Annotated in this window: 26 protein-coding genes; 9 read left to right on the forward strand and 17 right to left on the reverse strand. The window is 60.0% G+C overall.

The annotated features are described in order from the left end of the window. Positions 1-56: 56 nt before the first annotated feature. On the reverse strand, positions 57-1,256 hold the full coding sequence (tyrS, locus tag NVV94_RS24025) for a tyrosine--tRNA ligase (protein WP_258444784.1): 1,200 nt from the start codon (positions 1,254-1,256) through the stop codon (positions 57-59). Between the two features lie 210 nt (positions 1,257-1,466). Here tyrS and NVV94_RS24030 point away from each other — a divergent pair, with 210 nt between their 5' ends. Next, complete coding sequence (locus NVV94_RS24030; RefSeq protein ID WP_258444785.1) at positions 1,467-2,912, forward strand: peptidoglycan DD-metalloendopeptidase family protein; 1,446 nt, start codon at positions 1,467-1,469, stop codon at positions 2,910-2,912. Between the two features lie 3 nt (positions 2,913-2,915). Then, a complete protein-coding gene (locus NVV94_RS24035) occupies positions 2,916-4,007 on the forward strand; it encodes an anhydro-N-acetylmuramic acid kinase (RefSeq protein ID WP_258444786.1) in 1,092 nt (363 codons plus the stop codon). Between the two features lie 56 nt (positions 4,008-4,063). Here the strand turns inward: NVV94_RS24035 and erpA are convergent, their stop codons facing one another. Next, positions 4,064-4,414, reverse strand: a complete 351-nt coding sequence (gene erpA, locus NVV94_RS24040) for an iron-sulfur cluster insertion protein ErpA (protein WP_166365937.1) — start codon at positions 4,412-4,414, stop codon at positions 4,064-4,066. Positions 4,415-4,586: 172 nt separating this feature from the next. Next, positions 4,587-5,621 (reverse strand): N-acetyl-gamma-glutamyl-phosphate reductase, encoded by a 1,035-nt coding sequence (argC, locus tag NVV94_RS24045; RefSeq protein ID WP_258444787.1) that lies wholly within the window; start codon positions 5,619-5,621, stop codon positions 4,587-4,589. Positions 5,622-5,760: 139 nt separating this feature from the next. Here argC and hemJ point away from each other — a divergent pair, with 139 nt between their 5' ends. The 6 genes from hemJ to coq7 all read left to right on the forward strand — a co-directional run bounded on the left by hemJ (position 5,761) and on the right by coq7 (position 10,121). Further along, entirely contained in the window at positions 5,761-6,189 is a 429-nt protein-coding gene (gene hemJ / locus NVV94_RS24050; RefSeq protein ID WP_258444788.1) for a protoporphyrinogen oxidase HemJ, read from the forward strand. 34 nt (positions 6,190-6,223) lie between these two features. After that, entirely contained in the window at positions 6,224-7,192 is a 969-nt protein-coding gene (locus NVV94_RS24055; RefSeq protein WP_258444789.1) for a nitronate monooxygenase family protein, read from the forward strand. A gap of 41 nt (positions 7,193-7,233) precedes the next feature. Next, complete coding sequence (locus NVV94_RS24060; RefSeq protein WP_258444790.1) at positions 7,234-8,046, forward strand: DUF805 domain-containing protein; 813 nt, start codon at positions 7,234-7,236, stop codon at positions 8,044-8,046. 122 nt (positions 8,047-8,168) lie between these two features. Then, complete coding sequence (locus tag NVV94_RS24065) at positions 8,169-8,942, forward strand: SDR family oxidoreductase (RefSeq protein ID WP_258444791.1); 774 nt, start codon at positions 8,169-8,171, stop codon at positions 8,940-8,942. A gap of 69 nt (positions 8,943-9,011) precedes the next feature. Next, positions 9,012-9,350: a histidine triad nucleotide-binding protein gene (locus NVV94_RS24070; RefSeq protein WP_258444792.1), complete on the forward strand. Its 339-nt coding sequence runs from the start codon at positions 9,012-9,014 to the stop codon at positions 9,348-9,350. Between the two features lie 123 nt (positions 9,351-9,473). Then, positions 9,474-10,121, forward strand: coding sequence for a 2-polyprenyl-3-methyl-6-methoxy-1,4-benzoquinone monooxygenase (coq7, locus tag NVV94_RS24075; RefSeq protein ID WP_258444793.1), 648 nt, complete (start codon positions 9,474-9,476; stop codon positions 10,119-10,121). Between the two features lie 50 nt (positions 10,122-10,171). On the opposite strand, the gene speD is transcribed toward coq7, so the two are convergent. Both speD and NVV94_RS24085 read right to left on the reverse strand, forming a co-directional pair. Further along, on the reverse strand, positions 10,172-10,966 hold the full coding sequence (gene speD / locus NVV94_RS24080; protein ID WP_258444794.1) for an adenosylmethionine decarboxylase: 795 nt from the start codon (positions 10,964-10,966) through the stop codon (positions 10,172-10,174). 232 nt (positions 10,967-11,198) lie between these two features. Beyond that, a complete protein-coding gene (locus NVV94_RS24085; RefSeq protein WP_258444795.1) occupies positions 11,199-11,621 on the reverse strand; it encodes an OsmC family protein in 423 nt (140 codons plus the stop codon). A gap of 220 nt (positions 11,622-11,841) precedes the next feature. On the opposite strand from NVV94_RS24085, the gene crp reads away from it, so the two are divergent. Continuing rightward, entirely contained in the window at positions 11,842-12,486 is a 645-nt protein-coding gene (gene crp / locus NVV94_RS24090; protein ID WP_258444796.1) for a cAMP-activated global transcriptional regulator CRP, read from the forward strand. On the opposite strand, the gene NVV94_RS24095 is transcribed toward crp, so the two are convergent. From NVV94_RS24095 to NVV94_RS24150, 12 genes are all read right to left on the reverse strand, one after another. Beyond that, positions 12,483-13,190: a lipoyl protein ligase domain-containing protein gene (locus NVV94_RS24095; protein ID WP_258444797.1), complete on the reverse strand. Its 708-nt coding sequence runs from the start codon at positions 13,188-13,190 to the stop codon at positions 12,483-12,485. The two genes, crp and NVV94_RS24095, sit on opposite strands and share 4 nt — an antisense overlap. Before the next feature lie 59 nt (positions 13,191-13,249). Next, a complete protein-coding gene (gene trpC, locus NVV94_RS24100; protein ID WP_258444798.1) occupies positions 13,250-14,083 on the reverse strand; it encodes an indole-3-glycerol phosphate synthase TrpC in 834 nt (277 codons plus the stop codon). Then, positions 14,080-15,129 (reverse strand): anthranilate phosphoribosyltransferase, encoded by a 1,050-nt coding sequence (gene trpD, locus NVV94_RS24105; RefSeq protein ID WP_258444799.1) that lies wholly within the window; start codon positions 15,127-15,129, stop codon positions 14,080-14,082. Before trpD ends, trpC begins: the two co-directional genes overlap by 4 nt. Before the next feature lie 9 nt (positions 15,130-15,138). After that, entirely contained in the window at positions 15,139-15,732 is a 594-nt protein-coding gene (locus NVV94_RS24110) for an aminodeoxychorismate/anthranilate synthase component II (RefSeq protein ID WP_258444800.1), read from the reverse strand. Positions 15,733-15,743: 11 nt separating this feature from the next. Next, complete coding sequence (trpE, locus tag NVV94_RS24115) at positions 15,744-17,231, reverse strand: anthranilate synthase component I (RefSeq protein WP_258444801.1); 1,488 nt, start codon at positions 17,229-17,231, stop codon at positions 15,744-15,746. A gap of 71 nt (positions 17,232-17,302) precedes the next feature. Continuing rightward, entirely contained in the window at positions 17,303-18,121 is an 819-nt protein-coding gene (locus NVV94_RS24120; protein WP_258444802.1) for a phosphoglycolate phosphatase, read from the reverse strand. Beyond that, positions 18,118-18,792: a ribulose-phosphate 3-epimerase gene (gene rpe / locus NVV94_RS24125; RefSeq protein ID WP_258444803.1), complete on the reverse strand. Its 675-nt coding sequence runs from the start codon at positions 18,790-18,792 to the stop codon at positions 18,118-18,120. The genes NVV94_RS24120 and rpe overlap by 4 nt, the downstream gene beginning before the upstream one ends. Before the next feature lie 148 nt (positions 18,793-18,940). Further along, a complete protein-coding gene (locus NVV94_RS24130; RefSeq protein ID WP_258444804.1) occupies positions 18,941-19,765 on the reverse strand; it encodes an ABC transporter permease in 825 nt (274 codons plus the stop codon). 11 nt (positions 19,766-19,776) lie between these two features. Beyond that, on the reverse strand, positions 19,777-21,024 hold the full coding sequence (locus NVV94_RS24135) for an ABC transporter permease (RefSeq protein ID WP_258444805.1): 1,248 nt from the start codon (positions 21,022-21,024) through the stop codon (positions 19,777-19,779). A gap of 64 nt (positions 21,025-21,088) precedes the next feature. Next, positions 21,089-22,129: an ABC transporter substrate-binding protein gene (locus tag NVV94_RS24140; RefSeq protein ID WP_258444806.1), complete on the reverse strand. Its 1,041-nt coding sequence runs from the start codon at positions 22,127-22,129 to the stop codon at positions 21,089-21,091. Positions 22,130-22,170: 41 nt separating this feature from the next. Continuing rightward, positions 22,171-23,292, reverse strand: a complete 1,122-nt coding sequence (locus tag NVV94_RS24145) for an ABC transporter ATP-binding protein (RefSeq protein WP_258444807.1) — start codon at positions 23,290-23,292, stop codon at positions 22,171-22,173. Between the two features lie 280 nt (positions 23,293-23,572). Further along, complete coding sequence (locus NVV94_RS24150) at positions 23,573-24,202, reverse strand: response regulator transcription factor (protein ID WP_258444808.1); 630 nt, start codon at positions 24,200-24,202, stop codon at positions 23,573-23,575. Positions 24,203-24,204 lie beyond the last annotated feature (2 nt).

Below are 24,204 nucleotides of genomic sequence, written 5' to 3' on the forward strand. Positions count from 1 at the left end.
GGAAGTGGGGCGAATTATATAGAGATACAATTCGCCGTCAAGCACTATCTGCAAACCTATTCAGCTTTCAGCGTAATACGGGCAAAAGCCTTCTTGCCGGCCTGACATACATGCGTAGCCCCCAGCGCGAAGACGAATGCACGATCAACCACTTCGCCATCGACCCGCACACCACCAGCAGCCAGCAAGTCGCGCGCCGCCGCCGAGTTCTTCACCAGGCCCGCCTTATTAAGGACAGCCGCGATCGGCATCTCTTCAACCGCCGACAATTCCACCTCCGGCAGATCATCGGGCAACTCGCCTTCCTTCATGCGGTTACCAGCAGCGCGATGCGCATTGGCCGCAGCCTCTTCACCATGGAAGCGCGCCACAATCTCTTCGGCCAGCTTGATCTTGATGTCACGCGGATTGGCGCCCGCCTCGCAATCGGCCCTGAAGCCATTGATTTCCTCCATGGAGCGGAAGCTCAATAGTTCGAAGTAGCGCCACATCAACTCATCAGGGATCGACACCAGCTTGCTGTACATCACGCCCGGCGCTTCCTGGATACCGACATAGTTGCCCAGGGATTTGGACATCTTCTTCACACCATCCAGACCTTCGAGCAGCGGCATGGTCAGAATGCACTGCGCCTCCTGGCCATAGGCGCGCTGAAGCTCGCGCCCCATCAGCAGGTTGAACTTCTGGTCGGTACCGCCGAGCTCGACATCCGCACGCAACGCCACCGAGTCGTAGCCCTGAACCAGCGGGTAGAGGAATTCATGAATCGCGATCGACTGGTTGTTGGTGTAACGCTTGTCGAAGTCATCACGCTCGAGCATCCGCGCCACCGTGTACTGCGACGCCAGGCGAATGAAGTCGGCAGGGCTCAGCGCGTCCATCCAGGTAGAGTTGAACGCAACCTCGGTTTTTGCCGGGTCGAGGATTTTGAACACCTGAGCCTTGTAGGTCTCGGCATTCTCCAGCACCTGCTCGCGAGTCAGCGGCGGGCGCGTGGCACTCTTGCCGCTCGGGTCGCCGATCAGGCCGGTAAAGTCACCTATAAGGAAGATGACGTGATGCCCCAGCTCCTGGAACTGACGCAGCTTATTAATAAGCACCGTATGACCCAGGTGCAGATCGGGGGCAGTAGGGTCGAAGCCGGCCTTAATACGCAGCGGCTGGCCACGCTTGAGCTTTTCGACCAGTTCGGATTCGACCAGTACCTCTTCCGCACCACGTTTGATCAGCGCTAGCTGCTCTTCAACCGACTTCATAACAGACCCGCAAGGCTCAGATTCAAAGGGCCCCAACCATACAAGATCAGCCGCCAAATACAAGTTCTTGCCCCTCATGTGACCTCAATCCCGACTGATGACGTCTGCAGACTTGCTTTGGAGCGGATTTGGTTATATTTTATACAGTTATTTCGTCTTCATCATGTCAGTTCATCTTTTCCATTTCATTTTTTCAAAGTCAAAACACCTATGACCAACGCACCGCCTAAAGCGCCCCCGCTTTATCCGAAGAGCCACCTGTTGGCCGCGAGCGGCATCGCCGCCCTTCTAAGCCTTGCATTGCTGGTCTTTCCATCCAGCGAAGTAGAAGCCAAGAAAACCACCCTGAATCTCGAGCTTGAGCTTGAGACTCCGGCCGAGCAACTGAAACAGGAACAGGACAACGCGCCGGCCATTCAAGCCACCGAAGAAGTCGTGCCGCCCCCGTTCGCACAGATCGACAACAGCGCCGAACAGCCGCAGGACACCGCCAAGGTTGAACCGGCATTGGCTCCCGCTCCCGTCGTAGCAGTCGAGCCGCTCAAGAAGGAGCCTAGCCATCGGGAAGTCACCGTCGGCCGCGGCGATACCCTGTCGACCCTGTTCAAAAAGGTTGGCTTGCCGGCCGGGACCGCTCAGCAAGTGCTGGCCAGCAGCAAGCAGGCCAAGCAGTTCACCCGGCTCAAGCACGGCCAGGTGTTGGAGATCGAGCTCGATGCAAACGGCCAGTTGACCAGTCTGCACAGCAAGGTCAGCGACCTGGAAACCATTCGCCTGAACCGCAGCGCCAAGGGCTTTGCCTTCAACCGCGAAATCAGCAAGCCCGTGGTACGTTCGGCTTATGTCCACGGCGTCATCAAGAGCTCGCTGGCGAGCTCGGCCCAACGCGCCGGCCTGTCGCACACCCAGACCATGGATATGGCCAGCATCTTTCGCTACGACATCGACTTCGCAAAGGAGATCCGCCAAGGCGACGAATTCGATGTGGTCTACGAACAGAAAGTGGTCAACGGCAAGGTCGTTGGAACCGGCAGCATCCTTTCCGCTCGCTTCACCAATCGCGGCAAGCGCTACACCGCGGTGCGCTACACCAACAAACAAGGCAATACCAGCTACTACACCGCAGACGGCAGCAGCATGCGCAAGGCATTCATCCGCACACCCGTGGACTTTGCCCGTATCAGCTCGCGCTTCTCCATGGGCCGCAAGCACCCGATCCTGAACAAGATCCGCGCACACAAGGGCGTGGACTACGCAGCCCCACGCGGCACACCGATCAAGGCGGCCGGTGACGGCAAGGTCCTGCTGGCGGGTCGTCGCGGCGGTTACGGCAATACCGTGATCATCCAACACGGCAACTCTTACAAGACCCTTTACGGCCACATGCAAGGCTTCGCCAAAGGCATCAAGACCGGCGGCAACGTCAAGCAGGGCCAGGTCATCGGCTATATTGGCACTACCGGGCTATCCACCGGTCCACACCTGCACTACGAGTTCCAGGTCAACGGTGTGCATGTCGACCCACTGGGCCAAAAAGTGGCCATGGCCGATCCGATTTCCAAGGCCGAGCGCCAGCGCTTCCAGCAGCAGAGCCAACCGTTGATGGCACGCATGGACCAAGAGAAGGCCACCATGCTTGCGTCGAGCAAGCGTTAAGCCATGACGCTCTATATCGGTGTAATGTCCGGGACCAGCCTCGATGGTCTGGACATTGCCCTGGCTGAACAAGGGCAGCCACTGAAGCTGCTCGCCACGCTCTATATCCCCATGCCGGACGACTTGCGCAGCGAACTGCTCAGCCTGTGCGCCAGTGGCCCGGACGAAATTGCCCGGGGTGCCATGGCCGAGCAACGCTGGGCCAGCCTGGCGGCAAAGGGTGTCAACCAGCTGCTGGAGCAGGAGCGGCTCGCCCCTTCGGCCATCCGCGCCATCGGTAGCCACGGCCAGACCATCCGCCACGAACCGGCACGCGGTTTCACTGTGCAGATCGGCAACCCCGCCCTGCTCGCCGAGCTGACCGGCATCACGGTCGTCAGCGATTTTCGCCGCCGCGACGTGGCCGCCGGAGGCCAGGGCGCACCCTTGGTCCCGGCCTTTCATGAAGCCCTCTTCGAAAACCGGGGTGAACGCCTGGCCGTATTGAACGTGGGCGGCTTCAGTAACCTGAGCCTGATCGAGACCGGCCGCCCCGTCAGCGGCTTCGACTGCGGCCCGGGCAATGTGCTGCTCGATGCCTGGATCAACGCCTGCCAGGGCCTGAGCTACGACCGCGACGGCGCCTGGGCGGCCAGCGGCACCATTGTCCCGGAGCTGCTGCAAGCCTTGCTCAGCGACCCTTTCTTTGCCGGTACCGGCCCAAAGAGCACGGGGCGCGAAGTGTTCAATTTGACGTGGCTACAACAGCATCTGGCCCGTTTGCCTGCCAGCGCCGAACGAGATGTTCAAGCAACCCTGCTCGAACTGACCGCCGTGACGATCGTCGACTCGCTGCAAGCCGCTCAGCGCGATACCCAGGCCTTGATGGTCTGTGGTGGTGGCGCCCATAACTCAGCGCTAATGCGGCGCCTGGCCAGCCTCCTGCCCAATGCCCGCGTCAGTAGCACTGCCGCCTGCGGTATCGACCCGGACTGGGTTGAGGCCATGGCCTTTGCCTGGCTAGCGCATTGCTGCCTCGAAGGCATTCCAACCAACCGCCCCAGCGTCACTGGCGCGCGCGGCCTGCGGGTATTGGGCGCGATTTACCCAGCCTGAGTCGCAGAACGCAAAACGCCGCGCATGAGCGCGGCGTTGCTTGATACTGCAGCCGATCAGATCGAAAAGGACGATCCGCAACCGCAAGTCGTGGTGGCATTGGGGTTGTTGATGACGAAGCGCGAGCCTTCCAACCCTTCCTGATAGTCCACTTCGGCTCCGGCCAGGTACTGGAAGCTCATCGGATCGACCACCAGGGATACGCCCTCACGCTCGACGATCGTATCGTCATCGGCAACGTCTTCATCGAAGGTGAAGCCGTACTGAAAACCCGAACAGCCGCCGCCCGTCACGAATACTCGCAACTTCAGACGATCATTACCCTCTTCATCGACCAGGCTCTTCACCTTGTGCGCTGCACCCTGCGTGAATTGCAAAGCCGTGGGGGTGAAGGATTCGACGCTCATGCTGACTATCTCCCGGCGCTATGCCGCCATAATGCGTGATGACGCGCATTATCCGCTTGTCCGAGAAAATTGGTCAACAATAGAAGCAGCTGCAAGCCACAAGCTTCAAGCTGCAAGTGACAGATGGCGTACGGCAAGCTTGAAGCTTCAAGCTTGCCGCTCGCAGCTGCTCTTATGGCATCAAGCCCGCGTGGGAAAGCCCCATGCGCTCATCCAGGCCGAAGAGAATATTGAGGTTCTGCACGGCCTGGCCGGATGCGCCCTTGACCAGGTTGTCGATCACCGACAGGACCACCACCAGATCGCCACCCTGCGGACGGTGCACCGCGATGCGGCAAACGTTGGCACCACGCACGCTACGGGTTTCCGGATGACTGCCGGCCGGCATGACGTCCACGAACGGCTCGTCGGCATAACGTTTCTCGAATAGCGCCTGCAGGTCTACCGACCGATCCACGACCGTTGCGTACAGGGTCGAATGGATGCCACGGATCATCGGTGTCAGGTGTGGCACGAACGTCAGACCGACATCGCCGCCGGCAGCGCGGCGCAGACCCTGGGTGATTTCCGGCAAATGCCGGTGCCCATTGACCGCATAAGCCTTCATGCTTTCGCCGGCTTCGCAGAACAGCGAGCCTACGCTGGCCCCACGACCGGCGCCGCTGACACCCGACTTGCAGTCGGCGATCAGGCGCGTGTTGTCGGCCAGACCCGCTTCAAGCAGCGGCAGGAAACCCAGCTGGGTGGCGGTCGGGTAGCAACCGGGCACGGCAATCAGGCGAGCCTGGCGAATCTGCTCGCGATTGACCTCAGGCAAGCCATAGACGGCGTCCTTGAGCAGCTCCGGTGCACCATGAGGCTGGCCGTACCACTTGGCCCATTCCTCGGCGTCCTGCAGACGGAAGTCTGCCGACAGGTCGATGACCTTGGTACCGGCCGCCAGCAGTTCGCCTGCCAGCGAATGGGCAACACCGTGGGGGGTCGCGAAGAACACCACATCGCACGCTGCGAGGGTCTTGGTGTCCGGCACGCTGAACGCCAGGCCGTCGTAGTGGCCTCGCAGGTTCGGGTACATATCGGCGACCGGCAACCCCGCTTCGGAACGCGAGGTGATTGCTGCCACCTGCGCCTGTGGATGTTGTGCCAACAGACGCAGCAGCTCGACTCCGGTGTAACCCGTGCCGCCGACGATACCGACCTTGACCATAACCTGCCCCTTTCAACGAACCAACTGGAAAGCTTCCGATAATATGGGCCTGAGGCGCTCGGAACAACCGTTGAGATGACGTGCGGGCGTCCGAGCCTCTACTATCTCGCTACCGTGAACCTTGGGGAATAACCAGAAAATGCTTTATCTATGGCTCAAAGCCTTCCATATCATCAGCATCGTGTGCTGGTTTGCCGGCCTGTTCTACCTGCCGCGCCTGTTCGTCTACCACGCCATGAGCGAAGACGCGATCAGCCGCGAACGCTTCGCCACCATGGAGCGCAAGCTGTACCGCGGCATCATGGGACCGGCGATGATTGCCACCTTGATCTTCGGGGTCTGGCTGCTCAGCCTCAACCCGAGCGGTTACTTCAGCCAGGGCTGGATGCATGCCAAGCTGACCTTGATCGTCCTCCTGATCGGCTACCATCACATGTGTGGCGCCCAGGTCAAACGCTTCGCCCGTGGCGAAAACACCCGCAGCCACGTCTTCTACCGCTGGTTCAATGAAGTGCCGGTAGTGATTTTGATAGTTATCGTCATTCTTGTGATAGTGAAGCCGTTCTAATCTCAACCGATGGCCAACGAACGAGATCAATCCCATGTCCCTGCCCGCCGAGCTCGAAAAGCGTTTGCGCCTGCCTATCGTGGCAGCACCGATGTTTTTGATTTCCAATCCGCAATTGGTCCTGGCCTGTTGCCGAAATGGCGTGGTGGGCAGCTTCCCGGCACTCAACCAGCGCGAAAGCAGCGGGTTCAAGGCCTGGCTGGAGGAAATCGAAGCGGGCCTGGAGAAGATCGACAATCCGGCACCCTATGCGGTGAACCTGATCGTGCATAACAGCAATCCACGCCTGCAGGCTGACCTGGCGATCTGTATCGAGCACAAGGTGCCGATCGTCATCACCAGCCTGGGAGCGGTCAAGGAGTTGGTTGACGCCGTGCATGCCTATGGCGGCCTGGTATTTCATGACGTCACTACGCGTCGACATGCCGAAAAGGCCGCCGAAGCCGGCGTCGACGGGCTGATCGCCGTTGCCGCCGGCGCCGGTGGTCATGCCGGTACCTGGAGCCCTTTTGCCCTGATTGGCGAGATCCGGCAGTTCTTCGACAAGACCCTGCTGCTGGCCGGCTGCCTGAACAAGGGCCATGAAATTCTCGCCGCGCAGCTGCTGGGGGCCGACCTTGCCTACCTGGGCACGCGTTTTATCGCCAGTCGCGAAAGCCTGGCACCGGACGCCTACAAGGAAATGTTACTCGCGGCCAAGGCTGTCGACATTGTGCATACCGCTGCGGTTTCCGGGGTCCCGGCCAGCTTCATGCGCCAGAGCCTGGAGCAAGCCGGCTTCGACCTTGCAGCATTGCAGGGCAAGGGTGAGTTGAATTTCGGCTCCAAACTCAAGCCCATCAGCGACGAAGCCAAGGCATGGAAAACCGTCTGGTCCGCGGGCCAGGGCGTCGGCGCCATCGACGACCTGCCATCGGTAGACGAATTGATCGCCCGCCTGGACGACGAATATCGTCAGGCGCAGAGGGCGAGCTCAGCCCTCGCGGGACACTGGCCTCGCTGAAGTAGCCCGGTACTCACGCCTATCTGACAAGGACGCTCGGCATGACAGAACCCCGCTTCAACATCGTCTTCGATGGCCGCCTCCTGCCCGGCGTCGACCTGATGACCGCCAAGAGCAACCTGGCCGCACTGTTCAAGAGCGATCTTGCCGGTATCGAAAAGCTCTTCAACGGCCGCAAGCTCATCCTTAAACGCAACCTGCCCTCCCCAGAAGCGCAACGCTACCTCAATGCCTTGCACAAGGCCGGCGTCGATGCGCGGCTCGAAGAAGAACTCAGGCCTGAGGACACAATCCAGTCAGCCCCATCCTCATCGACCGGCGAACAAGTTACGCCTGCAGCACAGCCATCCTCCCCTTACGCGCCACCCCAGTCACAGGTCGATCAGCCACAGGCCCAGTACGCCGAACCCAAAGTGTTTTCCATCGAGGGGCGGATCGGACGGCTGCGTTATCTGGCCTGGACACTGGTCTTGCTGCTGGCGGTTGTGGCGGTCATGGGTGCATGCCGCCTGCTGCTTTACGAATCACCGGTGCTCGTGGGCGTGCTGATGACGATTGCCGGCGTCGGTTTTCTGGTTGTCAGCATTCAAATCGGCGTGCAACGCCTGCACGATCTGGGCTGGTCCGGCTGGCTCTGGCTGCTGAATCTCATCCCCCTGGCCAGCAGCGTGTTTGCACTGGTGTTACTGGTGCTGCCCGGAAATCCCGGGCATAACCCGTACGGCCCTCCTCCGCCCCCCAACAGCACCATGGTCAAAGTCCTGGCCTGTATGTGGGTCGTAGTGTTGGCAATAGGTATCGCCATGGGCTTGCTCGGTTGGCTGGCGGCACTGCTCAATGAGTACAGCCAGTAACCCCGGCTTATAACTGAAGCAGAAAAGCCCCGTGCCGGGCTGTAGACTATCCAGATGAATAAGCACGTCCCACCCCTGCATCACCATTGCTGCAGAGCGCAAGCGTGCGCTTGGAGAATTGCATGACCCGTTACGCCATGATCACCGGCGCCTCCAGCGGTATCGGCCTGGCAATGGCCGAAGCCCTCGCCCGCAGGGGGCGCAGCCTTATCCTGGTGGCCCGGCAACGTGACCAGCTGGAAAGCATCGCTATCGAACTGACTCAACGATTTGGCGTGGAGGTGCTGTTTCGCGCCTGCGACCTGGGCGAACCGCTGCGCCTGTCCGGCTTTCTGCTGGAACTTGAAGAAGGCGAGCGCCAGATCGATCTGCTGGTCAATTGCGCCGGGATTCGCTCATATGGCCCCTTCCTCGCCCAGGACTGGGGCCAGGAGCAGGACCTGATCGAGGTGAACATCCTGGCGCTCACCCGCCTGTGCCATGCCCTTGGCAATGCAATGGCCGTGCAGGGCGGCGGGCAGATCCTCAACGTCGCTTCGATCGCCGCGTTCCAGCCCGGCCCCTGGATGGCCAGTTACGCCGCGAGCAAGGCCTATGTGCTGCACTTTTCCGAAGGTTTACGCGAAGAACTGAAAAAATGCGGGGTCAAGGTTTCGGTACTCTGCCCAGGCCCGACGCGTTCGCCACAACGTATCGTTCCCCGGCTGGACAACAGCAAGCGCTGCCTGAGCCCCGAAGAGGTCGCCCTGTTCACCGTTCGCGCCCTGGACAACAATCATGCGGTGATCATTCCCGGGCGCCGCAATCGCTGGCTGACTTTCAGCCCACGCCTGGGCTCGCGCTGGCTGGTGCGCAAAATAGCGGGCGCCATCAATCAGGCCTACTGCCCACGTTGATACGGGGGCTGGGCGAAGTGCGGCGCGCTGAGTACACTCAGGCCCGACTACCACCATGGAGAAACAGCTGTGGAAACTCTGTTCACCAAGATCATTAACAGAGAAATACCCGCGAAGATCATTTACGAGGACGACCAGATCCTGGCCTTCCACGATATCGCCCCGAAGGCGCCGATTCATTTCCTGGTCATCCCGAAGAAGCCGATTCGCACCCTCAATGACCTGACCGAAGAAGACAAGCCCCTCGCTGGGCATCTTCTCTTCACGGCCCAGCGTCTGGCCAGGGAGTTGGGCTGCGAGGACGGTTTTCGCATTGTGATGAACTGCAACGAACTGGGTGGCCAGACGGTCTACCACATTCACATGCATGTGCTTGGCCAGCGTCAGATGCACTGGCCGCCGGGCTGATACAGCCTCTGTTGCTGCACAGCACATCAGAAAGGTTCTAAAACACTGGTGTGCTGATCCACCGCAAGCCCTTCCAGGCCGATTGGGTTAAACTGGCCGCCGTGAATCCTTGCGGAGGTGCCCATGGCTACCGAACGTCACTACTCGCCCATTGACCGCTTGTTGCTGCAGGCCGACTCCGCCATGCGCACCTTGTTACCCTTCAGCAGCCACCCCTCTCGCCCGTCGCCGGCGATTGTCCAGCCCGATGCGTCCCTGAGCGAAGACGATAGCCGTCATGTCGCCGGGCTCATGCGCATCAACCATACCGGCGAAGTCTGTGCCCAGGCGCTTTATCAGGGCCAGGCCCTGACTGCCAGGCTACCGCAGGTGCGCAAGGCCATGGAGCTGGCTGCCGAAGAAGAGATCGATCACCTGGTCTGGTGCGAGCAGCGTATCCGTCAACTGGGCAGCCATACCAGCGTACTCAACCCGCTGTTCTACGGGATGTCCTTCGGGATTGGTGCTGTTGCCGGCCTGATCAGTGACAAGATCAGCCTGGGCTTTGTCGCTGCGACCGAGCATCAGGTTTGCAAACACCTGGACGAACACCTGGAGCAGATACCGGCCGAGGACGAGAAATCCCGGGCGATTCTCGAACAGATGCGCGTCGACGAAAGCCAGCACGCGCAATCCGCGCTCGAGGCTGGGGGCTTGCGCTTTCCGGCGCCGGTGAAGTTCGGCATGAGCCTGATGGCCAAGGTCATGACCAAGAGCACTTACCGCATTTAAATGCATATATGAAAAAAGGGGCCGAGGCCCCTTTCTCATATGCGTCGATCTCACGCGGGCATGTTGCGTCCGGAGAAGATTTCAAGCATTTCATGTTTCACACGCTCGGTGACCTGCTCGCGCTGTTCGGCGGACAGGTTGCTGGTGGCGTCGCCGAACAGATAGTTGTCCAGTTCGAAGTCCTTGAGCAGCATCTTGGTGTGGAACAGGTTTTCCTGGTACACGTTCACGTCGGTCATTTGATAGCCGGCGCGGGTGTCTTCGGAAAGGTAGTTCTGGATCGAATTGATCTCGTGGTCGATGAAGTGCTTCCTGCCTTCGACGTCACGGGTAAAGCCACGCACACGATAATCAACCGTCACAATGTCCGAATCGAACTGGTGGATCAGGTAGTTGAGCGCTTTAAGCGGTGAAATCACCCCGCAGGTCGACACATCGATATCCACGCGGAACGTCGCGATGCCATCCACCGGATGGATCTCCGGGTAGGTGTGGACGGTGATGTGGCTCTTGTCGAGGTGGGCCAGGATAGTCTCGGGCAACGGGCCCGGCGACTCTTCGATCTGGCTTTCGGTAGGCGTGACGGGCTGTTCCGAAATCAGAATGGTCACGCTGGCGCCCTGGGGGTCGTAATCCTGACGCGCGATGTTCAGGATATTGGCACCAATGATATCGACAACATCCGTGAGGATCTGCGTGAGGCGCTCGGCGTCGTACTCCTGGTTGATGTACTCGACGTAGGCCTGTTGGTCTTGCGGGGTTTCCGCGTAGCAGATGTCATAGATGTTGAAGCTCAAGGTCTTTGTCAGGTTATTGAACCCGTGGAGCTTGAGTTTGCTTTTCACCGTTAAACGCTCTCTATATATGTGCGGCCCGGCCGCGTGATCAAGCATGCCCGTCAGATGCGGACGACGCATCTGCGTAGGACGGTTAACACCTCTTCGCGTTGGCGATTTTGGTTGTCTGGTCGGAGCGAGTCCGAAGCAGGGCACCAGCCCTGAAAAAGTGGCGCATTATGCAGACCTCAGCTGCGGTCTGCCAGAGTTTGCGCCGCTTTTATGATGATTGAGTGTCGATTCAGCCCAGTTCCACGATTTCATAATCGTGAGTAATGTCGACGCCGGCCCGCCCCAGCATGATCGACGCCGAACAGTACTTCTCTGCCGACAGTTCAACCGCTCTTTTGACCTGCGCTTCCTTCAGGCCACGACCCTTGACCACGAAGTGTAGATGGATCCTGGTAAACACTTTCGGGTCTTCGTCGGCGCGCTCGGCTTCCAGGAATGCTTCGCAGCTCTCCACGGCCTGCCGGGACTTCTTCAGGATGCTGACAACGTCGAAGTTGCTGCAGCCACCCAAGCCCAGAAGCAGCATTTCCATGGGGCGTACGCCCAGGTTGCGTCCGCCACTTTCCGGCGGGCCGTCCATCACTACGACATGGCCACTGCCCGACTCGCCGAGAAACATGGCTTCGCCTGCCCACTGGATACGTGCCTTCATCACCAGGACTCCACTGTAAAAAAGGTCGCCAGCTTAGCACAGGGCCTGATGCCCCCTGTTATAGCTGGAACGCGAGAATGCAGGTCACTACATGTAATTTTGAAGATACAAAAGAACGTGTCTGATAAGCTGACGCCAAATCACTGGCGCTATCACTTGGCGCACTTGTAACTCACAAGTCTGTTATCGCGCGTCGCTCCTCTATCCCCGGGATTCAGCCATGGTTGTTACAGCCCTCACACCCAAGATCAAAAACATCGAAAAACTGCTGACCCACTGCCAACGTCGTCGCTATCCCGCCAAGCGCAATATCATCTGTGCGGGTGATCGGGCCGAGACACTGTCGTTCATCATCAAGGGCTCGGTCACTATTCTGATCGAGGACGACGACGGCCGCGAAATGATCATTGCCTACCTCAATGCCGGCGACTTCTTCGGTGAGCTGGGGTTGTTCGAAACGCCGGGGATAGAACAGGAGCGCAGCGCCTGGGTACGCGCCAAGACCGAATGCGAAGTGGCTGAGATCAGCTACGGAAAATTTCGCGAACTGGCCACGCAGGATCCCGAGATCCTCTACGCACTGGGCAGCCAGATGGCCCAGCGCCTGCGCAACACCACGCGCAAGGTCGGTGACCTGGCCTTTTTCGACGTGACCGGGCGAGTCGCCCGCTGCCTGCTCGAATTGTGCAAGCAACCCGATGCCATGACGCATCCCGATGGCATGCAGATCAAAATCACCCGCCAGGAAATCGGCCGTATCGTCGGTTGCTCACGGGAAATGGTCGGCCGCGTCCTCAAGGACCTGGAGGAACGCAGCCTGGTAAACGTCAAAGGCAAGACCATGGTGGTATTCGGTACCCGCTAGGCTTTTGCCAGGATACCTTCGATAACTTCGGCATAGGCCTGGCCGAGGCGTTCGAGCAACGGTGCCTCGGGAACCACTTCGTGCAAGGCGATATGGCTCTGGGCAAGACAGCGCTGTTCCAGGCCGCAACGTTCATTGAAACGGTTGACCGCTGCCACCATCGATTCGCGCTCGTTGTCCAGCAACAACGCGCCGTGCACCAGAACGACCGGACGTTTGCCTCCCTGCCTCTGGCGCCAGCGCTGGGCAGTGCCGACCAGCTTGCGACCATTGAGGTTGACGTTGTAACGGCCATCGCAGAAAGCCCCCTGGATTTCGCCCACCGAGGCAACCCCGCCCCACTCGCGCAACACACTGCACAGCGGCTGGCAAAGGCGCTCGTAGGCCGCTTCGATCCGGCCATGATCGCCCTCGCTACGAGGCGCGGCATAAATCAGTGCGATGTTGATGACCGCCGATGACTGCGGCACTGGCTCACCACCGGTCTCACGCAACAATACTGGCCAGCCGCTGGCGGCCAACTCGACACAGGCGACCTCGAAACCTTCCAGACGGCTCATCCGCCGGGGCATTACCAGGGCCCGGTCGGTCGGGCGCCAGAAAAGCAGGCCGTGATCGCGTTCACCCCTGCACACGGCAGCCAGCAGATCCTGCTCGGCTTGCAGGCCAGCTTCAACGGTCAAATCTGTTTGCTCAATCGTCATCAAGGAAACCTTCTGCCTACAAAAAAGCCGGCATCGCCGGCTTTTTTTTTGTGTGTGTATCAATCCAGAGGCGCAGTGATCATCGGTACTCGTTCAGGGAAGAACAAGCGCTGCAATTCGTTGCCCGGGCTCTCGGCACGCATGAACGCCTCGCCAACCAGGAAGGAATAGACTTCGCTGATTTCCATCAGCTCGACATCGGCACGGTTGAGGATACCGCTCTCGGTAATCACCAGGCGATCACGCGGGATGCGCGGCAGCAAGTCGAGGGTGGTTTCCAGATTGACTTCGAAGGTGTGCAGGTTCCGGTTGTTGATACCCACCAGCGGTGTGTCCAACGTCTTTAGTGCCCGCTCGAGTTCGTCGCCATCATGAACCTCGACCAGCACATCGAGACCCACACTCTTGGCCACGGCGGCCAGTTCGGCCATTTTCATATCATCCAGCGCCGCAACGATCAGCAGCACACAGTCGGCACCGAGGGCACGGGCTTCGATGATCTGATAAGGATCGATCATGAAATCCTTGCGGATCACCGGCAACTGACAGGCCGCGCGCGCCTGCTGCAGGTAGATGTCGGCACCCTGGAAGTAATCCACATCGGTAAGCACCGAAAGACAAGTCGCCCCGCCCTTCTCGTAGCTACGAGCGATCTCTTCAGGCACGAAATTCTCCCGAATCACCCCTTTGCTCGGCGAAGCCTTCTTGATTTCCGCGATTACCGCCGGCTGCTTGCGCCCTGCCTGGTCGATCAAAGCCTTGGCAAAACCACGCGGGGCATCGGCCGCTTTCGCCAACGTTTCCAACTCCGCCAGGCTGACCCGCGCCAGCCGCTCAGCAACTTCTTCAACCTTGCGCGCCAGAATACTTTCCAGAACCGTCGGCACACTCATCCTTCATTCTCCTGCTTGAATACCGCGGTAAAGGCGCCGAGCTCCTCGAGCTTTTCCCGGGCAAGGCCGGTGTGCAGCGCATCGTGCGCCAGGGCCACGCCTTCTCTAAGGGTCGAGGCAAGGTCGGCGGCATACAGCGCCGCACCGGCATTGAGCACAATCATCTCGGCAGCCTTTTGACCGTGTTCGGTCTTGCGCCGCCCGAGAGCGTCGCGAATCAGCTCCAGGGAAGCCGCCGGGCTCTCGACCACCAGGCCATACAGGCTCTGGCTCTTCAGGCCGAGGTCTTCGGGCTGTACCCAATACTCGCTTATCTCACCGTCTTTGAGTTCGGCCACGAAGGTCGGCGACGCAAGGCTGAACTCATCCAGGCCGTCCTGCGAATGCACGACCAGTACATGCTTGCTGCCTAAACGAAACAACACCTCGGCCAACGGGCGGCACAGTGCCTGATTGAACACGCCCACCACCTGATGGCGAACGCCAGCCGGATTCGTAAGCGGGCCGAGCATATTGAACAGGGTGCGCAGCCCCAGATCCCGGCGGGGCCCGGCAGCATGCTTCATCGCACTGTGGTGAGTCTGGGCGAACATGAAACCGATGCCGACGTTGTCGATGCAACGAGCGACTTGTACCGGGGTCAGGTTCAGGTAGATACCGGCAGCCTCGAGCAGATCGGCGCTTCCGCTTTTGCCCGACACGGCGCGGTTGCCATGCTTGGCCACGGTGCAACCGGCTGCGGCGACGACAAAAGCCGAAGCCGTCGAGACGTTGAAGATACTCGCACCGTCGCCGCCGGTGCCCACCACGTCGACGACGCCGTCGAGGGTCTTGAGTTCGACCTTGTCTGCCAGCTCGCGCATGACCGAAACCGCACCGACGATCTCATCGATGCTTTCGCTTTTCATGCGCATGCCCATCAAGAAGGCGCCGATCTGCGCTTCGGTGCATTGACCGGTCATGATCTCGCGCATGACATCGCGCATTTCTTCGGTACTCAGGTCCAACTGGCTGACGATACGGTTCAGCGCACTCTTGATATCCATGCTCAATCCTTATCGGCGGCCGCCGGTCTGCTTGAGGAAATTGGCGAACAGCTCGTGCCCCTGCTCGGTCAGGATCGATTCGGGGTGGAACTGCACCCCCTCGATGTTAAGCGTTTTGTGGCGCAAGCCCATGATTTCGTCGAACGTGCCATCTTCCAGCGTAGTCCAGGCGGTCAGTTCCAGGCACTCAGGCAAGGTTTCGCGCTTGACCACCAGCGAGTGATAGCGGGTTACGGTCAAGGGGTGGTTGAGACCTTCGAACACGCCCTTGTCTTCATGGGTGACCGGGCTGGTCTTGCCATGCATCACCTGGCGGGCACGGACCACATCACCACCAAAGGCCTGGCCGATCGACTGATGTCCCAGGCAGACGCCCAGGATAGGCAGTTTGCCGGCAAAGTGCTTGATCACTTCCAGAGAGACGCCGGCTTCGGTCGGCGTGCACGGGCCTGGCGAAACCACGATGCGTTCGGGGTTCAGGGCTTGGATCTCGGCGACAGTCATTTCGTCGTTGCGGATCACTTTGACGTCCGCACCCAATTCACCGAGGTACTGAACGACGTTGTAGGTAAAGGAGTCGTAGTTATCAATCATCAGCAACATGTTCGGTTTCCTCAGGCGTCGGATGCAGGCGTTTGGTCGGCAAGCGCTACGGCACGGAACATCGCCCGACGCTTGTTCAAGGTTTCTTCCCACTCCAGCGCCGGTACCGAATCGGCAACGATGCCGCCACCGGCCTGCACATGCAGCTCACCGTTCTTGATCACCGCCGTGCGGATCGCGATAGCCGTGTCCATGTTGCCGTTCCAGGCCAGGTAGCCGACCGCGCCGCCATAAACGCCGCGCTTGACTGGCTCCAGCTCGTCGATGATCTCCATCGCACGAATCTTCGGCGCACCCGACAGCGTCCCCGCGGGCAGAATCGCGCGCAGGGCATCCATGGCGCTCAGGCCTTTCTTCAGTTCGCCGGTGACGTTGGAAACGATGTGCATCACGTTGGAATAACGCTCGATCACCATCTTCTCGGTGACCTTGACCGAACCGGTCTCGGAGACTCGGCCAGTATCGTTACGGCCCAGGTCGATCAGCATCAGGTGCTCGGCGATTTCCTTGTCGTCGGACAGCAGGTCTTCTTCCAGGGCCAGGTCCGCCTCTTCGTTGGCGCCACGCGGACGGGTGCCGGCGATCGGGCGCACGGTGACCAGGTTGTCTTCGACCCGCACCAGCACTTCCGGCGAACTGCCGACGACATGGAAGTCACCGAAGTTGAAGAAGTACATGTAAGGCGTCGGGTTGAAGCAGCGCAGCGCCCGGTACAGATCGATGGGCGCGGCCTTGAAGTCGATCGACATGCGCTGGGACGGCACGACCTGCATGCAATCGCCCGCCAGGATGTATTCCTTGATGGTATCGACGGCACGCTCGTAATCATTCTGGGTAAAGCTGGAACGGAACACCGGGTCGGCAGCCTGCTGACGCGAGAAGTCCAGGCCACGCCGCGGTGTGATCGGCTGACGCAACTTCTCCATGAGCTGCTCCAGCTGTGCCAGGCCATTTTCGTAGGCGTTTTCCTGGGCGGGATCGGCCAGCACGATGGCGTGCATCTTGCCCGCGAGGTTGTCGAATACCACGACGGCGTCCGACACCATCAGCAAGATATCCGGCACTCCCAGCGGATCCGGGTTCGGGCACTTGCCCAGACGCTTTTCAACATAGCGCACGCAGTCGTAGCCGAAGTAGCCGACCAGCCCACCGTTGAAGCGGGGCAGCCCGGCAATGCTCGGTACCTTGTAGCGATCCTTGAACGCTTCGACGAAGGCCAGTGGATCTTCGACCTGGTGGCGCTCGACCTCCTGACCGTCATGGGTCACCACGACCTGGTAATCATGCACGCGCATGACGGTGCGGCACGGCAGGCCGATGATGGAGTAACGGCCCCACTTCTCGCCGCCCTGCACCGACTCCAGCAGATAGGAGTTGGGTTGGTCGGCCAGCTTCAGGTAGATCGACAGCGGGGTGTCGAAGTCGGCAAGGGTTTCGCGGGCAAGCGGGATGCGGTTGTAGCCGGCAGCGGCCAAACGCAGGAATTCTTCGCGGGTCATGATCAGCCTCGTGGTGTGAGGGTGTAACGGTCAGGTAGGCAAACACGCCGGGTAGCCCGGCCAGGGAAAAGTCAGGCGCGCCAACGCCAACGGGCCAGGGCCTTGATGACTTTCATCCAGAGTTTGCGAGTGACCACCACGATGGAATCTCTACGAGGGGGGGATTGATCGTGCGCCAACGTTATCCCAGTGGCCGGTTCTAAGCAACCGGGTAGCAAGGCGCGCAGGTTATCGATCACCAGCGAAGGCGACTCTTCGCTGATCGGTCGACCGTGGTTATAGCCGTACGTCAACGCCACACTGGCCACACCGGCAGCCTTGGCCGCCAGAATATCGTTGCGCGAGTCGCCAACGAACACAGCCTGGCTGGGCTCTACACCGGCCATTTTCATGACGAATAAAAGCGCGGCGGGGTCAGGCTTCTGTTGGGGCAATGTATCGCCGCCAATGATCCAGCGGAAATAACGCCCCAATTTCAAATCATCCAGCAGTGGCGCGACAAAGCGCTCCGGCTTGTTGGTGATCAAGGCCATTTCGACACCCTGCTTGTGCAGCCACTTCAGGGTATCGCGCACACCAGGGTAGACCGCTGTCTGCGTGTGGCTGCCGGCGTAGGCGTCCATGAAGATTTCCAGGGCCTGCTCGGCTTCGCTTTCATCGACCTGATCGTGATCGATGTCGCCGGCCAGGGCACGCCGCACCAACACCCGCGCGCCATTGCCGATCCAGACCCGCACCGCGTCGATACCGACCGGTGCACGGCCCAGCTTGAGCAGCATTTTCTCCACTGCCGCCGCCAGGTCTGGAACAGAATCGATCAAGGTACCGTCAAGATCGAACATCACCAGCCTTGGCAAGCGTCCCGGGAACAGCTGCTCAAAGCCACTCATGAGCGAGCCAGCGCCAGTTCGGCACGCATTTTTTCGATGACCTGCCGGTAGTCCGGCGCATTGAAGATCGCGGAGCCGGCCACGAAGGTATCGGCACCGGCAGCGGCGATCTCGCGAATGTTGTTCACATTCACCCCACCATCGATCTCCAGGCGAATATCGCGCCCGCTGGCATCGATCAAGGCGCGCGCTTCGCGCAGCTTGTCCAGCGTGCCGGGAATGAATTTCTGCCCGCCGAAACCTGGGTTGACGCTCATCAGCAAGACCATGTCAACCTTGTCCATTACGTGTTTGAGTACGTCCAGCGGAGTCGCCGGGTTGAATACCAGACCGGCTTTGCACCCGCCGTCCCGGATCAACTGTAGCGAACGGTCCACATGATGCGTGGCTTCCGGATGGAAGGTAATGTAGGTGGCCCCGGCGTCGATGAAGTCACCGATGATACGGTCGACCGGGCTGACCATCAGGTGAGCGTCGATCGGCGCGGTGATGCCGTACTTGCGCAGGGCAGAACAAACCATCGGGCCAATCGTCAGGTTGGGAACGTAGTGATTGTCCATGACATCGAAGTGCACGATATCGGCACCGGCGGCGAGGACGTTGTCGACTTCTTCGCCCAGGCGAGCGAAATCCGCGGAGAGAATGGACGGAGCAATAGCGAAGGGCTGCATGGCGCACCTGTTGGGCAGAATCACGGTGGCGCGCATTGTACCTCAGCAGGCACCCGGCGGGCGCTGACCTCGGTCAATCCAGACAAAAGCCCTGCTGGGCGAACCATGCAGGGCTTTGATGGCTGGACCTGTATGCGTTGTCAGGCGATCAAACTTGCTGGGTACGCAGTTTCTCGCTGCGACCGCGCAGCCATTCCAGGGTCAGCAGCAGGATCACCGAGAAGGCAATCAGCAAGGTAGCCGCTGCCGCAATGGTCGGGCTGAGGTTTTCACGAATACCGCTGAACATTTGCCGTGGCAGGGTCGCCTGCTCCGGGCCGGCCAGGAACAAGGTCACGACCACTTCATCGAACGATGTGGCAAAGGCGAACAGCGCACCGCTGATCACCCCCGGCGCGATCAACGGCAGGGTCACCCGCCGGAACGTGGTCAAGGGCGAGGCACCCAGGCTGGCCGCCGCACGCACCAGGTTTTGGTTGAAGCCCTGCAGGGTCGCCGACACCGTGATGATCACGAAGGGTACGCCCAGCACTGCGTGCACCAGGATCAGCGAGATGTAGCTGTTGCCCATGCCCAGCGGCGCGAAGAACAGATAGGCCGCGACACCGATGATCACGACCGGCACCACCATCGGTGAAATCACCAGGGCCATCACCAGCGCCTTGCCAGGGAAATCGCCACGGGTCAGGCCGATCGCAGCCAGGGTACCGAAAATCATCGCGATCACCGTGGCAGCCGGGGCGACGATGATGCTGTTTTTCAGGGCCCGCATCCATTCGGCGGAGTTGAAGAAGTCCTGGTACCAGTGCAGGGAGAAACCCTGCAGCGGGTAGACCAGAAAACTGCCCGAGTTGAAGGACAGCGGGATGATCACCAGCACCGGCAGGATCAGGAACAACAGGATCAGCCCGCAAAGGATACGCAAACTGTAGAACCAGACCCGCTCGACGGGCGACATGTAAGGGCTCAGCATGTTGACTCTCCTCAGCTCAGGCGCAGGCGGCTGGCGCCGACCAGCCAGCTATAGATCAGGTACAGAATCACGGTCGCCAGCAGCAACAGGCCGCCCAGCGCCGTCGCCATGCCCCAGTTGATGCTGGTATTGGTGTAGAAGGCGACGAAGTAACTGACCATCTGATCGTTCGGGCTACCCAGCAACGCCGGAGTGATGTAGTAGCCGATGGCCAGGATGAACACCAGCAGGCAACCTGCGCCGACACCGGCATAGGTCTGCGGGAAGTACACCCGCCAGAAGCTGGCGAACGGGTGGCAACCGAGCGAAATCGCTGCACGCATGTAGGTCGGCGAAATACCTTTCATCACGCTGTAGATCGGCAGGATCATGAACGGCAGCAGAATGTGCACCATCGAGATATAGACACCGGTGCGGTTGAACACCAACTCCAGCGGTTTGTCGATCATGCCCATGCTCATCAGGGCACTGTTGATCAGGCCTCCGGACTGCAACAAGACAATCCAGGCGGCGACCCGCACCAGGATCGAGGTCCAGAACGGCAGCAACACCAGAATCATCAACAGGTTGCTCTGCCGGGCCGGCAGGTTGGCCAGCAGGTACGCCAGCGGATAGGCCAGGACCAGGCAGATCGCGGTAATCACCAGACCCATCCAGAAGGTCCGGGCAAAGATATCCAGGTAGATCGACTGATCAGGCGTGGCCGGGGCCAACTCGCCGAGGTCATCGATGCGATGGTCGACCGCCGCCAGCAGGTAGAACGGCGTGACGTTGCTGGTGTTTCGGCGAATCGCCTGCCAGTAGGCCGGGTCGCCCCAACGCTCATCGAGTTCCTGCATCGCTTCTTTATAAGAAGCAGGCTCGGCCTTGAAGGGCAAGGCACGGGCAGTTTTCGCCAGCAGGCTGCGATAGCCCGCCAGCTCCATGTTCAGGCGCTTGGACAAGTCGCCCAGGGTCTGATTCTTGCGCGATTCGGCCAGGTCTTCGCTCAGGGCCTTGTACACGGGCTCGCCCGGCAGGCTCTTGCCATCCCAGCTGGCCACTGCGGCGACGGTACGCGGCAGGCCGCCCACCACTTCAGGGTTGCCGACGCTCTTGTAGAGCAGCGCAACAATAGGCACCAGGAAAACCAGCAGCAGGAACAGCACCAGCGGTGCAATCAATGCCTGCGCCTTCCAGCGGTTGACCCGCTCGGCACGGGCCAGACGCTGCTTCAGGCTTGGGCCGGCTTCCTCTTTCAGGGGCACTGCGATGGCCATAGCGAACTCCGAAAACTTATACAAAGGGGAGCGTCACCCGCAGGTGACGCTCCGACGGCACGGGTTACTTGGCAGCCCAAGCGTTGAAGCGTTGTTCCAGTTGCTCACTGTTGTCGGCCCAGAAGGCCACATCGATCTGCACCTGGTTGGCGATGTTTTCCGGCGTGGTCGGCATGTCTTTCAGGATCGCCTTGTCCAGCAGCGGGACGGCCTTGGAGTTGGCCGGACCGTAAGCGATGTTTTCCGAGTAGGCCTTTTGCTGCTCAGGTGCGACCGAGAAAGCGATGAACTTCTTGGCGTAATCGGCATTTTTCGCGCCCTTCGGGATAGCCCAGGCGTCGAAGTCGTAGATACCGCCGTTCCAGACGACTTTCAGATTGCTTTCTTTCTGTACGGAAGCGATCCGGCCGTTGTAGGCCGAGCTCATGACCACGTCACCGGAGGCCAGGTATTGCGGAGGCTGAGCGCCAGCTTCCCACCATTGAATGCTTGGCTTGAGCTCGTCGAGCTTCTTGAAGGCGCGATCCTGGCCTTCTTTGGTGCCCAGCACCCTGTAGACTTCCTTGGGCGCAACGCCATCGGCCATCAGGGCGAATTCCAGGGTGTACTTGGCGCCCTTGCGCAAGCCACGCTTGCCCGGGAACTGCTTGGTATCCCAGAAATCAGCCCAGCTGGTCGGTGCCGTTTTCAGCTTGTCGGCGTTGTAGGCCAGAACAGTCGACCACACGAAGAAGCCAACACCACAAGGCTGGATAGCGCCTGGGACGTAGTCGCTTTCATCGCCGAACAGGGCCGGATCGAGCTCTTCGAACATGCCTTCGTCGCAGCCGCGCGCCAGTTCCGGCGATTCGACTTCGACCAGGTTCCAGGACACGCTCTTGGTGTCGACCATGGCTTTGACCTTGGCCATCTCGCCGTTGTACTCGCCGGCGACAATCTTGCCACTGCCAGCCTTTTCCCAAGGGGCGTAGAAGGCCTTTTCCTGAGCCGCCTTGTTCGCGCCGCCGAAGGAAATAACGGTCAAGTCAGGCCCTGGCGCTGCCATGGCCTGGGCCGCGCACATCATGCCCAGTGTCAGGGCGGTGAACTTCAAGTGTTTGAGCATTTATTATTATCTCCGCAGTACAGGATTGGTGAAGCAAACCTTCAAACAGCCTCTAACGGATCAAGCGCACGAGCGTGCTCGACCTGCCAGCCAAGCGGGACCACATCGCCCACGGCCAGGGCCGGATCGAGCTCGGCGATTGGCTGTTTCACGAAAAAGTCGGACTTGCCGCACACTTCCATGCGCACACGTACGTGGTCGCCCAGGTAGATGAACTCTTCAACACGTCCCGAGAATCGGTTGATGCAGCTTTCGCTGTGGCCATTGAGGCGCACGCGCTCAGGGCGAATCGACAGGGTCACCGCCTCACCCGGTGCGCCGACATTGACCGCCAACGCTTCGACTTTTTCGCCACGGGCAAGGCCCACGACGCAACGCTCACCGTCCTGACTGAGCAGGCGGCCACTGATGCGGTTGTTCTCACCGATGAAGTTGGCAACGAAGGTGTTCTTCGGCTCTTCGTACAAGGAGCGCGGGTCGGCGATCTGCTGGATCTCGCCCTGGTGGAATACGGCTACCCGGTCGGACATGGTCAAGGCTTCGCCCTGGTCGTGCGTCACGTAGACCACGGTCAAGCCCAGGCGCTGGTGCAGGTGTTTGATTTCCATCTGCATGTGTTCACGCAGTTGTTTGTCCAGCGCGCCCAGCGGCTCATCCATCAGCACCAGTTGCGGTTCGAACACCAATGCACGGGCCAGGGCCACGCGCTGTTGCTGACCACCGGAGAGTTGGCCCGGATAGCGCTGGGCAAAAGCGTCGAGCTGGACCATGTTCAGGACGCGCTTGACCCGCTCGCTGACGTCGGTCTTGCTCAGGCCACGTACCGTCAACGGAAAGGCCAGGTTCTCGGACACCGTCATGTGCGGGAACAATGCATAGTTCTGAAACACCATGCCGATGTCGCGCTTGTGCGGCGGCACATTATTGATGGCCTTGCCGGCCAACAGAATTTCGCCGGCGGTGGGGGTCTCGAAACCTGCCAACATCATCAGGCTGGTGGTCTTGCCCGAACCCGAAGGCCCCAGCAAGGTGAGAAACTCGCCTTTGCGAATGTCCAGGTTGAGGTCTTTGACGATCAGATTTTCACCGTCGTAGCTCTTTTGCACGCCACGAAAGCTGACCAGTACCTCGCCTGCCCCAGCGCTCGAATTCACCTCGCTCATACCCACACCTTTTTGTTTGATGACTGCCGTGGATTAAGCCTAGTGAAGGCTGGGCGTCGCGCAAATCGGGGGGTATGAGAGATTGATATCAGCGGTTTGGAAGAGTCGGGGTAGGGATTGCCCTACACGCGCGGCGTATTTGGATATGTCGCAGGCCTGACCGGCCCCATCGCTGGCAAGCCAGCTCCCACAGGGTTTCGCGCAATCCCTGTGGGAGCTGGCTTGCCAGCGATGGGGCCACCACAAAAAACCATCTGTCGCTTTCAGACAAGCCAGCCAGTCATACGAGCTTGTGCTCCATCGCATACTTGATCAGCTCGGCCAGCGAATTGACATTGAGCTTCTGCATCAGGCGCGCCTTGTGGGTGCTGATGGTCTTGTTGCTCAGCGCCAGTTGTTGGGCGATGTCATTGACGTTCGCGCCTTGAGCCAGGCGCTCGAACACCGAAAACTCACGCTCGGAAAGCAGCGAATGCAGAGGGCGCGAGTCGGTCAGGCCCACCTCGAACACCATCCTGTCGGCCAGGTCCGGGTCAATATAGCGCCCACCGCCCGCGACCCGACGAATGGCTGTCAGCAACAGGGCCGGGTCACTGTCTTTGGTTGCGTAACCGGCCGCGCCGACTTTCAATGCGCGAGCGGCCATTTGCGCCTCATCGTGCATCGACAACACCAGAATCGCCGGCGGATTGTTCATCGCCCGAATACGCGGAATCGCCTCCAGGCCATTGACCCCGGGCATGGAAATATCCAGCAGGACCACTTCGCATTCGGTATGGCGCAGGGTATCGAGCAGTTGTTCGCCATTGCAGGCCTCCCCCGCCACGATCAGGTCCTTGGCCAGACCGATCAACTGTTTGATGCCTTCTCGAACAATGGTGTGGTCTTCGGCCACGAGTACACGGATCACTG

This window comes from Pseudomonas sp. LS1212 (assembly GCF_024741815.1).
In the GTDB taxonomy this organism is placed as follows: domain Bacteria; phylum Pseudomonadota; class Gammaproteobacteria; order Pseudomonadales; family Pseudomonadaceae; genus Aquipseudomonas.